At 54.6% G+C, this 13,183-nt stretch carries 11 protein-coding genes; all 11 read left to right on the top strand.

Features of this window, described 5'->3' with window-relative positions; genetic code table 11:
- The first annotated feature begins 14 nt into the window (after nt 1-14).
- The 11 genes from plsX to HZA73_03900 all read left to right on the top strand — a co-directional run bounded on the left by plsX (nt 15) and on the right by HZA73_03900 (nt 13,154).
- Nucleotides 15-1,058: a phosphate acyltransferase PlsX gene (plsX, locus tag HZA73_03950; GenBank protein ID MBI5805178.1), complete on the top strand. Its 1,044-nt coding sequence runs from the start codon at nt 15-17 to the stop codon at nt 1,056-1,058.
- Entirely contained in the window at nt 1,055-2,035 is a 981-nt protein-coding gene (locus HZA73_03945; protein ID MBI5805177.1) for a ketoacyl-ACP synthase III, read from the top strand. The genes plsX and HZA73_03945 overlap by 4 nt, the downstream gene beginning before the upstream one ends.
- 74 nt (nt 2,036-2,109) lie before the next feature.
- Entirely contained in the window at nt 2,110-3,048 is a 939-nt protein-coding gene (gene fabD, locus HZA73_03940) for an ACP S-malonyltransferase (GenBank protein ID MBI5805176.1), read from the top strand.
- A 45-nt stretch (nt 3,049-3,093) separates the two neighbouring features.
- Complete coding sequence (locus tag HZA73_03935; protein ID MBI5805175.1) at nt 3,094-4,137, top strand: hypothetical protein; 1,044 nt, start codon at nt 3,094-3,096, stop codon at nt 4,135-4,137.
- 2 nt (nt 4,138-4,139) lie between these two features.
- Nucleotides 4,140-4,880 carry a 3-oxoacyl-[acyl-carrier-protein] reductase gene (gene fabG, locus HZA73_03930; protein MBI5805174.1) on the top strand — a complete coding sequence of 247 codons (741 nt, stop codon included), beginning with the start codon at nt 4,140-4,142 and terminating at the stop codon, nt 4,878-4,880.
- Between the two features lie 123 nt (nt 4,881-5,003).
- On the top strand, nt 5,004-5,252 hold the full coding sequence (locus HZA73_03925) for an acyl carrier protein (protein MBI5805173.1): 249 nt from the start codon (nt 5,004-5,006) through the stop codon (nt 5,250-5,252).
- A gap of 87 nt (nt 5,253-5,339) precedes the next feature.
- Nucleotides 5,340-6,584: a beta-ketoacyl-ACP synthase II gene (gene fabF / locus HZA73_03920; protein MBI5805172.1), complete on the top strand. Its 1,245-nt coding sequence runs from the start codon at nt 5,340-5,342 to the stop codon at nt 6,582-6,584.
- Between the two features lie 95 nt (nt 6,585-6,679).
- Nucleotides 6,680-7,438, top strand: coding sequence for a ribonuclease III (rnc, locus tag HZA73_03915; protein MBI5805171.1), 759 nt, complete (start codon nt 6,680-6,682; stop codon nt 7,436-7,438).
- Nucleotides 7,439-7,526: 88 nt separating this feature from the next.
- Nucleotides 7,527-8,687, top strand: coding sequence for an acyl-CoA dehydrogenase family protein (locus tag HZA73_03910; protein MBI5805170.1), 1,161 nt, complete (start codon nt 7,527-7,529; stop codon nt 8,685-8,687).
- Nucleotides 8,688-8,867: 180 nt separating this feature from the next.
- A complete protein-coding gene (locus HZA73_03905) occupies nt 8,868-12,278 on the top strand; it encodes a choice-of-anchor J domain-containing protein (protein ID MBI5805169.1) in 3,411 nt (1,136 codons plus the stop codon).
- 303 nt (nt 12,279-12,581) lie between these two features.
- On the top strand, nt 12,582-13,154 hold the full coding sequence (locus tag HZA73_03900) for a TetR/AcrR family transcriptional regulator (protein ID MBI5805168.1): 573 nt from the start codon (nt 12,582-12,584) through the stop codon (nt 13,152-13,154).
- Nucleotides 13,155-13,183 lie beyond the last annotated feature (29 nt).

Genomic DNA, 13,183 nt, shown 5'->3' with positions numbered 1-13,183 from the left:
CCGGAACTGAAGTAGTGACGGTTGTGGTAGATGCCATGGGCGGAGATCACGGTCCGGCTCCCATCATAGAGGGAGCCATCCAGGCCGCCAAATTAGCCAAGGGGCGCTACAAGGTGATACTGGTGGGCGACGAGGTGGCCATCAAGACCGAACTGGCTCAGGGTGTGGGTGAAGACAAGTATGAAGAGGAAGACCTGAAAAAGTACGGGGTGGAGGTGGTGCACGCTTCCCAGGCCGTGGAGATGCACGAGTCCCCGACCGACGCCCTGCGCCGCAAACGGGATTCCTCCATCCTGGTGGGATTAAGGCTGCAAAAGGACAAGAAGGCCCAGGCCTTCATCTCCACCGGCAACACCGGGGCGGTGATGGCGGCTTCGCTGTTCGAATTGGGAAGGCTGAAGGGGGTGGCCCGGCCGGCCATAGCCAGTTTTATGCCCACCGAGCACGGCGGCTGCATCATGATAGACGTCGGTGCCAACATGGACTGCAAACCCCACCATCTTCTGCAGTTCGCCTTTATGGGTTCTTCCTATGCCCAATATGTCTTTGAACGCAACAATCCCAAGGTGGGGCTGTTGTCGGTGGGCGAGGAAAAATCCAAGGGCAGCGAGAGCATCTTAAAGGCCCACGAACTGCTGTCGGCCAGCAAGCTCAACTTCATAGGCAACATCGAGGGCAAGGACATCCTACGGGGCACGGCCGACGTGGTGGTCTGCGACGGGTTCATCGGCAACATCATCCTTAAGTTCGCCGAGAGCGTTGTCAGGATGTTCTACGGCTCCATCAAGCGTTATATCAACACCAGCATTCTGGCCAAGCTGGGCGCTTTGTTGCTGAAGCCGGCCTTGAAAAGGTTTGCCCAAGACCTTGATTACGAGGAATATGGCGGGGCACCGCTTTTGGGCGTCAATGGTGTCTGTATCATCTGCCACGGACGTTCCAGCGCCAAAGCCATCAAGAATGCCATATTGGTTGCCACCCGCTGCGTTACCCACCGGGTGAACGGCCATATTCAGGAGCAGTTGGAATCCTTAAACACCGAGGAATTTGAAAAATGAAACGGATAGCCATTTTGGGAACAGGTTCGTACGTTCCCGAAAAGATACTGACCAATGCCGACCTGGAGAAGATGGTCGAGACCACCGATGAGTGGATAACCCAGCGCAGCGGCATCAAAGAACGCCATGTCTCCGACGAGAAGACCCCGACCTCCAAGCTGTCGCTGGAAGCAGCCAAAAAGGCGCTGGAAGCTTCCGGGGTTAAGCCGGAGGATTTGGATTTCATCCTGATCGGCACGGTCACGCCGGACATGATGTTTCCCTCCACCGCCTGTCTGGTTCAGGCGGCGCTGGGGGCCAAGAACGCCGCGGCCTTCGATATTTCCGCCGGCTGTACCGGGTTCATCTACGGCCTGGAACTGGCCCGCTCGCTGATAGTGGCCGATCCCAGGCGCAAGGTGCTGGTGATAGGGGCGGAGGAGCTGACCAAGATCACCGACTGGACCGACCGCGGCACCTGCGTGCTGTTCGGGGACGGGGCCGGGGCGGCGGTGCTGGGCGAGGTGGAAGATGAAAGGGGTATCCTGTCCACCTATCTGGGCGCCGACGGCAACCTGGGCGACCTGATCTTCCAGCCGGGCGGCGGCAGTCTGAACCCGGCCACCCATAAGACGGTGGACGAGAAGATGCACTTTGTGAAGATGGCCGGGAACAAGGTGTTTCCCCATGCCGTCCGGAACATGCTGGATGCCTCGACCAAGGCGCTGGCCAGCGCCGGAGTTTCCAAGGAACAGCTGAATCTGCTGATCCCGCACCAGGCCAACATCCGGATCATAGAAGCCATCGCCGAGCGGCTGGGGGCCGGGAACGAGAAGATATACATCAATATCCAGAAATACGGCAATACTTCGGCGGCTTCCATACCCATCGCATTGGATGAGGCGGTACGGAACGGAAAGATCAAGAAAGGCGACCTGATAATGCTGGTGGCCTTCGGGGCCGGTCTGACCTGGGGGGCGGTGCTGATACGGTGGTAAACCTGAATACTGAATACGGAATATTGAATACAAATCAGTGTCCATAAGTGTCCCATAAAATTAAGAGGTAAAGTATGTCCAAGACAGCATTCATATTCCCCGGCCAGGGCGCCCAGTACGTGGGCATGGGCAAGGATCTGTTCGACAACCACCCGCTGGCCAAGGAAACTTACGAAAAGGCCAACGAGGCCCTGAAATTCGACATCACCAAGATCTGCTTTGAAAGCACGCCCGGCGAGCTGAGGATGACCCACAACGCCCAGCCGGCCATTTTGATACATTCCATCGCCGCCTTCCGCCTGCTGCAGAAGGAAGGCATCAAGTTCGACTATACCGCCGGGCACAGCCTGGGCGAATATTCCGCCCTGGTGGCGGCCGGGGCCATTGCCTTTGAGGACGCCGTGCGCCTGGTGCGCATCCGCGGCTCGCTGATGGCCATCTCCGGCGACATCCAGCCCGGCACCATGGCGGCCATCCTGGGACTGGATCCCAGGGATGTGGAGCAAATCTGCCACCAGGCCCGGGAAGCGGGCATCGTGGAAGCCGCCAATTTCAATTCATCCGAGCAGACCGTGATCTCGGGCGAGGTTAGGGCGGTGGAGAAGGCCATGGAACTGGCCAAGGCCAAGGGAGCCAAGCGGGCGGTGCAGCTGGAGGTCTCCGGCGCCTTCCACTCGGAACTGATGGATATCGCCCAGTACGGCATGCGGCGGGCATTGAACCAGGTCTCCTTTAAAGAACCGGCCTGCCCGGTGATCGCCAATGTCTCAGCTGAGCCGGTGCACAGCCCGGCCACCATCAAGGAGCTTTTGATAGAACAGGTGAAGAAACCGGTGCGATGGGAAGAGTCGGTCAAGAAGATGGCCTCGCTGGGCGTGACCACCATGGTGGAGTGCGGCCCGGGCCGGGTGCTTAAGGGGCTGATCAAGCGGATAGCTCCGGAGATCAATGTGCTGAACGTGGAGGATTCCAAGACTTTGGCAGAGACCCTGGAAGCGCTTAAAAAGGTCTGAAAAGGCTCTAAAGGAATAAACGTAGTAAATGTTTGAGGTTGCAGTATGAAGCAGCATGTGTTTCTATGTATGCTGATGGTTAGTCTGGCTTTTTATGGCTGCAGCAAAGACAGTGTTCCAACCGAAACACCGTTGGTGCCTGGTACAAGCACTATTATAACGGGCACAGTAAAAGATTCTTCAGGTAATCCCATAGACAGCGCGGCCATAAAAGTAAAATATTTTTTTACTGCGGTGGCAAAACAAAAAGCAAAAACAGACCCTTGTAGTTTGGTGAGTTTTACAGCTTCCCGGATCACAAATGGAGTGCAGTTAAACTGGAGTACTGATTATGAATCCTCTACATACCGATGGGATATCGAAAGGTCGGTTTGGCTAGATATGGGTTTTGTTAAGATAGGCGAAATTGCCGCAGCAGGAACGACATCATCAACAGTTAATTACATATACATTGACAGCACTACAGCTTCTGATACCTCTTATTATTTCAGGCTTTGTTTAATCGATGTTAGCGGTGCAAAATATTATTACGGACCGGTCTGGTTGGGGGGACCAATACCCATACCCCATGATGCCTTTTATCCCGCACGCCCATGTCCCTTTTATTTAAATACAAGTTTTTATTATTCACTAGCCGGCAGTAGCCAAACTTCTCTGCTAATAAAACAAAACGATAAAACCGTTAAAACTCTAGTAAATCAAACTAGCGTGGCCGGTTCTTATTTAATAGCCTGGAATGGGTTGAATGATAGTAGCATAACTTTAGCTTCAGGTTATTTTGTTTCTGAATTAACTCTTGCCCGGCACGATTCCACCTTCAAGTACACAAAACCTGTCTTTATAAATATAATTGACAGTTCTTCTACAAGGGTCAATGCTTGCTCAGATGCTCAAGGCGCTTTTACTATTAGCGACCTACCGATTGATTCGTTATTCAATATGACTGATGCGATGGGAACCGATTTGGGCAACGTAAAGGTCTGCGACAGTGTCACGGTTTACGCGGTAAAAAATGGGTATACTGCTAACAAGGTTACCTTTGTACTGGGTAAAAACACCACCAGCACGATTGACTTTATCTTAAGGTAAAAATGATCCTAGAAAATAAAAACGCCATCGTTACCGGTTCGGCCCAGGGCATAGGAAAATCAATCGCCCTGGCGCTGGCCAAGGCCGGGGCCAACATCGTGGTCAGCGACGTCAATCTGGAAGAGGCCGATAAGACCGCCAGGGAGATCGAGGCCCTGGGCCGGAAGGCCATCGCTGTCAAGTGCAACGTAGCCGATGCTGCTGAGGTCACGGAGTTAGTGAAGAAAGCCCAGGAGACATTTACAGCATTGGACATCTTAGTCAACAATGCCGGGGTGACCCGCGACAACCTGATGATGCGGATGGAAGAGAAGGACTGGGACCTGGTGCTGGACGTCAACCTTAAAGGCGCCTTCCTGCTGACCAAAGCCGTCACCCGGATCATGATGAAACAGCGCTACGGACGGATAGTCAACATGTCCTCAGTGATAGGCGTGATGGGCAACGCCGGGCAGTCCAACTACGCGGCATCCAAAGGAGGTTTGATCGCCTTCACGAAGTCCACCGCCAAGGAGTTCGCCTCGCGCAACATCACCTGCAACGCCATCGCCCCGGGTTTCATCGAGACCGCCATGACCGCCAAGTTGACCGACGAGGTCAAGGAGAACTACAAGAAGGGCATCCCGCTGGGCCGGATGGGCAGCGTGGACGATGTGGCCAACGCGGTGCTATTCCTGGTATCGGAGCAGGCGGCCTATATTACCGGCCAGGTGCTGCATGTGGATGGCGGTTTGGTGATGTGAGACCTCACCCTTGGTCCCTCTCCTAACGCATTATGAGAGGGAAGGAGAAGCTAAATAGGATAGAGAATAACTTAAGTAACATACCAACAATTTAATAAACCACTAGAAAAGGAGGTGAAACAAATGGCAGTAATAGATGATGTCAAGAAGATCGTCATCGACCGGTTGGGTGTGGACGCTTCGCAGGTGACCATGGAGGCCTCGTTCATCGAGGATCTGGGCGCCGATTCGCTGGACACCGTGGAACTGGTGATGGCCCTGGAAGAGAAATTCGGGATGGAGATCCCGGACGACGAAGCCGAAAAGCTTACCAAGGTGGGCGTGGCGGTGGAATATATCGAAAAGAAGATGGCCGAGAAGGCCGGGAAATAAATACCCGGATCCCAAGCAGAAACAGGAGAGGCGCTTTTCAACTCAGGCGCCTCTCCGTACCAAAAACAACAACGGCAGATAGAAAAGATTATGAAACGAAGGGTTGTTATCACCGGATTGGGGGTCATTTCCCCCGTGGGAAACAGTCAGGATGAATTTTGGAAAAGTCTGACCGAAGGCCGGAATGGGATTGGGCAGATCACCCGGTTCGACGTCTCAAAATATAGCGCGCGGATCGCCGGCGAGGTCAAGAACTTTGACCCGTCCCAGTTCATAGACCGCAAGGAACTGCGCCGGATGGACCGCTATACTCATTACGCCATGGCGGCCTCAAAAATGGCCATAGATGATTCCGGGATCAAGATCGAAGGGGAACTGGCCGAGCGCACCGGGGTGATCATCGCCTCCGGCATCGGCGGCACCGAGACCTGGGAAGAGCAGCACACCAAGCTGATCCAGGCCGGGCCGGACCGGGTCTCCCCGTTCTTCGTGCCCATGATGATCAGCGACATCGCGGCCGGGCAGGTCTCCATTTCTTTCGGGGCCAAGGGCCCCAACTTTGCCACGGTCTCGGCCTGCGCCTCGGGCGGCCATGCCATAGGCGAAGCGCTGAAGAGCATCCAGACCGGCGACAGCGACGCCATGATCTGCGGCGGGGCCGAGGCCCCGATCACCCCGCTGGCTTTGGCCGGCTTCTGCGCCTTAAGGGCCCTGTCCCTGCGCAACGACGATCCGGAACACGCCTCAAGACCCTTTGACAAGGACCGCGACGGCTTTGTGATGGGCGAGGGCGCCGGGATACTGATCCTGGAGGAATTGGAGCACGCCAAGGCCCGTGGCGCCAAGATCTATGCCGAACTGGTTGGCTACGGCGCCAGCGGCGACGCCCACCATATCACGGCGCCGGCCCCCGGCGGCGAGGGCGCGGTTAGGGCCATGAAAATGGCGCTGAGGACCGGAGACCTGAAGCCGGAGGAGGTGGATTATATCAACGCCCACGGCACCTCCACCGACATGAACGACAAATACGAGACCGCGGCCATAAAGACGGTCTTCGGCGACCATGCCAAAAAGCTGGCGGTGTCTTCCACCAAATCCATGACCGGCCACCTGCTGGGGGCGGCCGCCGGGGTGGAGGCCGTGGCCACCGTGCTGACCATCAAGAACGGGGTCATTCATCCCACCATCAACTACACCACCCCGGATCCGGAATGCGACCTGGATTATGTGCCCAATAAGGCCCGGCCGGCCAAGGTCAGGGCGGCGCTTTCCAATTCATTCGGTTTCGGCGGTCATAATGTTTGTCTGGCTTTTAAAGAATACGTATCTTAATGTTTTGCAGTATACTGCAAATACAGAATCAAACGTTGCTTTAATCTTATTTTTCGTTGAAAAGTCAAATTTCCAAAATCAATCCTGGAATCCAATTGTTTAAAAAGTTATTCGGCGCCGGGGACAAAAAACTCTCCCCGGAACGCCAGCAGGCGCTGGATAAGATCCGGCAGAGGCTGGGTTGGAAGATAAAGAACCGGAACTATTTTCTCCAGGCCCTTAAGCACCGCTCGGCCGCCGGACGCCACATTGATTCCAACGAACGGCTGGAACTTTTGGGTGATTCGGTGCTGGGTCTTTTGGTCTGCGAATACCTCTACACATCCAGGCCCAAGGACGACGAGGGCCAGCTGACCGAGGTCCGGTCCCTGGTGGTCAGTAAGAAGATTTTGGCCAAGCTGGCCAAGGAACTGGGAGTGGGGGAACTGCTGGAGATGTCCCGGGAGGAAGTTTCTTCCGGCGGGCGCTACAAGGATTCCATACTCTGCGATGCCATGGAATCGCTGATCGCGGCCTATTATCTGGATTCCGGCCTAAAGGCGGTCAGGATATTTCTGCAAAAAACGCTATTCTGGCAGATCATCCATCTTTCCAACAACGAGGCCTACAAGAATTTCAAGGGCCTGCTCCAGGAATACATGCAGTCCCGCCGGGATGACCGCCCCGTCCGCTACACCCTTAAATCGGACGCCGGCCCAGAGCACCACCGGACCTTTGAGGTGGAGCTGAAAATCTCCCGCAAGCGCTACGGGCTGGCCCGGGCCGGCACCAAGAAGGAAGCCGAACAGCTGGCGGCCCAGCAGACCCTGGAAAAACTGAAGTCCGAAGAAAACCTTACCCGCGAAATCCACTAAATAATGGAAAGTAATATATTAGTCTCCTTTAGTGTATTTAGTGGGCAGGTTCCTGTAAATAAACACACATTGCAAATTGAGGGCTGAAATGAACTACTTTCTGACCGAAGAACAGATGATGATCAAGGACCTCTGCCACAAGATAGGGGTGGAGAAGATCAAGCCGGTGCGCGAACATTACGACGAGACCGGTGAATTCCCCTGGGACATAATCAAGCTGTTGGCTGCGGCCGACATCTGCGGGGTCTATATCCCGGAAGCCTTCGGGGGCATGGGCGGCGGGGTGATGGAGATGGTGATCGCCACCGAGGAGCTGTCCCGCTTCTGCGGGGGAATCTCACTGTCCTTTGCCGCCACCGGGCTGGGGACCTTCCCCATCATCCTGTTCGGCACCGAGGAACAGAAGAAGAAATACCTGCCGGACATCGCCAGCGGCAAGAAACTGGGGGCCTTCGGTCTGACCGAGGCCAACGCCGGTTCGGATGCCGGCGGCATCCAGACCACTGCGGTCAGGGACGGGGATTTCTTTGTGCTCAACGGCACCAAGCAGTGGATCACCAACGGCGGCGAGGCCGAGATCTATACCGTGGTGGCCCTGACCGACAAATCCAAGGGCAGCCGCGGGGCCACCGCCTTCATCGTGGAAAAGGGGACGCCCGGGTTCTCCTTCGGCAAGAAGGAGAACAAGATGGGCATCAGGGCCTCGGTCACCCGCGAGCTGGTGTTCGACAACTGCCGGATCCACAAGGATCAGGTGCTGGGCAAGGAGGGCATGGGCTTTCTGGTGGCCATGGGCACTTTGGACCGGACCCGTCCCGGCGTGGCGGCCCAGGCTTTGGGCATAGCCCAGGGGGCGCTGGACGAAGCGGTGAAGTATTCCCGGGAGCGGGTGCAGTTTGGCAAGCCGATCTCGGCCTTCCAGGGGGTGCAGTTCATGCTGGCCGACATGGCCATGAAGCTGGAAGCCGCCCGGTCGCTGGTCTATGCCACGGCCAGGATGATCGACTCCGGTGAGAAGAAGTTCGCCAAGGAGAGCGCCATGTGCAAGTGCTTTGCGTCGGATGTGGCCATGGAAGTGACCACCAACGCTGTCCAGGTGCTGGGCGGCTATGGCTACATGAAGGAATACCCGGTGGAGAAGATGATGCGCGACGCCAAGATCACCCAGATCTACGAGGGCACCAACCAGATCCAGCGCACCGTGATCGCCTCCAACCTGATCAAGGAGGCGGCCGGAGGGAAGGAATAAGGAAAATCATATATTCCTGAAATACCCCAGGCTTTTTAAAAGTCTGGGGCATTTTGTTTGTTTAAAATATCTGCATTAGGGGACTGGTTGACATACCGGGTTTTAACGTGTATAATCATAGGTTGTGAAAGTTATTGCAAATAAACCAAAATCTCAGCATAATATAACAAGGAGAAAACCATGACCAGAAAGTGGGTATTGTTGACCCTGGCTCTGTTTTTTACGGCAGGTATAGGCCTGGCAAAGAACCTGGGCGGAAACCTGGATCCTGCATCCAGTGCCACCGGCGCTAAAGGCTGGCGCAGCAGACTGCGGACCAAACCGGTAGCGGTAAAAAAGAGCGCTGTTCCAGTCAAAAAACTCGATCCCAAAGCCTGGCACTTACAGGAAGACTTTGAGGGAACTTTTCCGCCGGCTGGCTGGACCACCCAAGACCTCGCCGGCATGGATGAATCCTGGCAACAGTCTGATCTGGATTACTATAACGGCAGTTACAGCGCTTTCATTGATTATGACTGTTCCGAATATTCCGAAGACTGGCTTATCACTCCCCAAATAACGATACAGGCAAATGATACACTCTATTTTTGGATGAATGTCTACGATCCCGGTTATGAGGATGATACTTACATAAAAATATCAACCGGGGACAATCAGCCGGCAAGCTTTACGACCACTTTGCTGCATCTATATGATGATTATGGTGCTGGCAACTATGTATATTCCTGGACACAATATGCCGTAGACCTTTCGGCGTATGCCGGGCAGACCGTCTATTTGGCTTTCCATCATACCGATGACTGCGGCGACGGGATTTTCATTGACGACGTCAGCGTGGGACATGAATATATTCCAACCGGCCATGATGTCTGCGTCAATTCCATCGATCTTCCGACCGCTGTGATCACGCCGACGGTGCCTTTCACGCCGACTGCCACCATTCAGGACCTTGGAATGAGCCCGGAGAGCGATTTCCAGATTTTCTTCCGGATCAACGACAGCTTGGGAGCACAACTCTACCTGGATTCGGCCCTGATAGCCAGCCCGGACAGCATTCTACCCGATTCCTTAAGGCAGTTCATCTTCAGCGGCTTCACTCCGGCGGCTTATACCAGGTATACTGCAGTTGTTTGGACGACATTGGCCGATGACTACAACTGGAACGACACCTTGGCCAAGCAATTCCGCACCTGGGACCTGGATGTGGCCGCAAACGCGATACTTAACCCGCTGGGTTCGGCCAATCCCGATCTCGATATCATACCCAGAGTAGTCTTCCATAATGCGGCAACCCAGACCGCCGACTTTACAGCTAATTTCGAGGCCACCTACGGCGGAAACCTGATGTATGACCAGGAAGTTAACATCAGCGGGCTGGCCGGCGGGGCCGACACCACCGTAGAATTCCCCGCCTGGCCGGGAGTAAGGCTGGAGGGCATCTACCAGATGACGGCTTATGCCGAAATGGACCATGATATGAATAATGCTAACGATACAATATCTGGTTCTTTCGGCAGCGGATACAATATCTGGGTATCTAAAACCCCGTTACCAACATACCAGTATGGCCAGGCCGTGGCGCCATGGAACGGCCGGATTTACCTGTTCGGAGGAGCCCCCGGCGGTACTTTCTGCAACACTATCCAGTATTATGATACATTGACAGAGACCTGGAACAATTCGGCCATTACTTTTCCCACCAACCTGTTCGGCGCCTCGGCCATTACCCTAGGCGACAGGATATTTGTCATCGGTGGCTGCGAGACCTGGGCCAATCCCTTGACCTCTGTCTATTGCTATTGGCCGGATGGGGATTCGCTGACCACCAGGGCCAGCCTTCCCACCGCCACCATGGAAGCAGCGGCTGGTTTGTGGCGCGACTCGTTGATATACGTCATGGGCGGCGGGAACTGGACAATGCCCCAAATCAACAATGTCCAGATCTACGATGTTGCCAATGACAGCTGGAACTCCGGAACTGCCATTCCGGGCACCGTGGGTACCAATGGCGGCGGAGTCTGCGGTGACACCATCGTTTCGGTAGGCGGGTACCTTACCAGCGCCTGTTACTACGGGGTGATAGATACCACTGATCCTACCAGTATAACCTGGACCGCCGGCACACCCTATCCAGCCGGTAACCTTTGCCGGCCTTCCACTGCTGTCCGCGACCATAAACTTTACGTGGCTGCAGGGTATAATGGCAGCAGTGCTACTGCTACGGCCTATTATTATTCACCAGCCGAAGACACTTGGACCCAACTGCCAGATAAGACATCGGCCACCATTGGCGCCGGACAGGCAGCCATTATGGGTGAGTGGTTGTACGTAATTGCCGGGGAAAGCACCGGTGAGAACGAGGCCCTGTTCCTTGGCACTTCGGATAAAGCCAACCCGGTGGTTACTGCAGTGGATCCGGCAAACAACGGTACCGGAGTGCACCTGCTGGCGCCGATAACCGTGAACTTCTCCAAGCCGATGGACACCACCACTGTCACGTATTCCTGCAATCCCGATCCCGCCGGCTGGTCCAGGGCCTGGAGCGCAGACCTGGCCACCATGACGCTGAACCACTCGGCTTTTGCTTACTCGACTGTCTGCAGCGTCTCGGTGGATTCCGGAAAATCTTTGGACGGTTACGATCTTAAGGCGGGGACCGCCCCCAATCCGTTCACCTTTACCACTTGGGAAGCCCCGGAGGTCATCGCCAACCAGTTAAACACAATGGAAAACTACGGCGCTTCCCAGATATTCTATGACTACCCGTCATTCAGCTGCTATGTGGCCGATGACATTGATATCCCGGCCGGCTATGATTCTGTGAAGATCACAGCGGTGGAGATAGAAGGCACCTACTGGAACAGCCACACCGGTCATGTTTTGGACAGCCTGTATCTGGCCTTTACCGGTGACAGCTCGGCCAGCCATTTCCCGGCCTTCAGCCAGGCATTGTGGACAGAGAACATGAACCCGGCGGTTTTTGACGAGGATACAACCGGTTCAAGCGAAATTCAATTCATCGTATATCTGGATAACCCGGTGGTTCTGACCCCCGGCAAAAGCTGGATGACCTGCGCTCCCTATATGGCATTTTCCGCCAAAAAGGACGGTCAATATGGAATGAACCTGCAATCTGCCATCACCGGGACAGAAGCTTCATGGCTCAATCCCGGAGGCGGGTTTGGCGCCGGCACTGACTGGTTAAGGGCCAGCGTTATTGCGGGTTCTTCCATGGACGCCATCTTCCGGGTTCTGGGGCATACTTATCTTGCAGCAGGCGCCGCCGGACAGCCTTCTGAGGCCGGATTGCCCAGGGTGTACAGCTTAGCCTCCAGCTATCCCAACCCCAGCCGCGATAACAGCACCATTAAGTTCGCCCTGCCCCAAGCGGGACAGGTGAAGATCGAGGTCTACAACATCGCGGGGCAGAGGGTAAAAACCCTGGTCAACGGCAACATGGGCGCCGGATACCACCAAGTCACCTGGAACGGGCGGAACGAGGCGGGACAGAAAGTTGCTAACGGAGTGTACATGTACCGGATGAACAGCGGCAGCTTCCAGTCCACCAAAAAACTGCTGATGGTAAAATAACCCTGACCTGAACCATTAGGCGGAAAGCGCCGGACAAAGCGGACGGGATATGTTATCCCGTCCGCTTTTATTTATTGGCGGTTAAACCTTTTGGGCTGATCTCCGGTCTAATGTTATGTTAGGATTTATCCTTAAACGGTCTTTCCCTCAGGCATCCGTTACCCTCCAGGGCGGACGCTTTTGGCGAAAGGCCGTTAGTTTATTTCTAAAAAATATTATTTGAGCCCCCTTGACATTCACAGGTGTATTGCGTATAATAGAACTGACCAGTCAGTTCCATTATCTATATAGCAAAGGCATAAAATGAGAACGGTTACCGATCTGAAGCGCCAGGAAATATTAAAAGCCGCCGCGGTGGTGTTTGCCAAGCGGGGATTCCAAAAAACGCTGATGGAAGACGTGGCCGGGCAGGCCGGCATCGGCAAAGGCACCATATACCGGTACTTCCCCGGCAAGGAGGACCTGTATTTCAGCATTCTGAACCAGGCTATCAGCGATCTTACCGATTGCCTTTCCCGCGATGTCAGGAAAAAGGAGCCGCCGGAAGCAAAGCTCAGGAAAATGGTCTCGGATATGACCGATCTGCTGATGACCAACCGCTCCTTGATGATCCTGTTGCACGAGATAGAAGGAAGCAAGATAAAAACCAGGCGCGCTCACTTTAAAAGAAACAATTCCAAAATCGACAGCCTGGTGGCGGAAGTGATAGCCGACGGCATAAGTCAGAAATTATTCAAAAGGGGTGATCCCCGGTTCATGGCAGTGCAGCTGGGCTTCATGGTAAAAGTAGCGGTCATGGAATTCCCCGGGAAAAAGAAGGATTATTTGGTGAACCAGATCATGGATACGTATTTGCATGGTATCAGCAGCAAATAGGAAACTTTTATCAGGTTTTTTGCGTAATA

Source organism: candidate division TA06 bacterium (assembly GCA_016235665.1).
Classification (GTDB): Bacteria; Edwardsbacteria; AC1; order AC1; family EtOH8; genus UBA5202.
Note: the sequence above shows the minus strand (reverse complement) of the source record. Positions and strands in the feature narration are given on the sequence as shown.

Bases quoted from the DNA above. Each gene is read 5' to 3' on its own strand.
- HZA73_03935 (MBI5805175.1), top strand. From the start codon at position 3,094: ATGAAGCAGCATGTGTTTCTATGTATGCTGATGGTTAGTCTGGCTTTT.
- HZA73_03905 (MBI5805169.1), top strand. From the start codon at position 8,868: ATGACCAGAAAGTGGGTATTGTTGACCCTGGCTCTGTTTTTTACGGCA.
- HZA73_03900 (MBI5805168.1), top strand. From the start codon at position 12,582: ATGAGAACGGTTACCGATCTGAAGCGCCAGGAAATATTAAAAGCCGCC.
- HZA73_03925 (MBI5805173.1), top strand. From the start codon at position 5,004: ATGGCAGTAATAGATGATGTCAAGAAGATCGTCATCGACCGGTTGGGT.
- HZA73_03945 (MBI5805177.1), top strand. From the start codon at position 1,055: ATGAAACGGATAGCCATTTTGGGAACAGGTTCGTACGTTCCCGAAAAG.
- fabD (MBI5805176.1), top strand. From the start codon at position 2,110: ATGTCCAAGACAGCATTCATATTCCCCGGCCAGGGCGCCCAGTACGTG.
- HZA73_03910 (MBI5805170.1), top strand. From the start codon at position 7,527: ATGAACTACTTTCTGACCGAAGAACAGATGATGATCAAGGACCTCTGC.
- fabG (MBI5805174.1), top strand. From the start codon at position 4,140: ATGATCCTAGAAAATAAAAACGCCATCGTTACCGGTTCGGCCCAGGGC.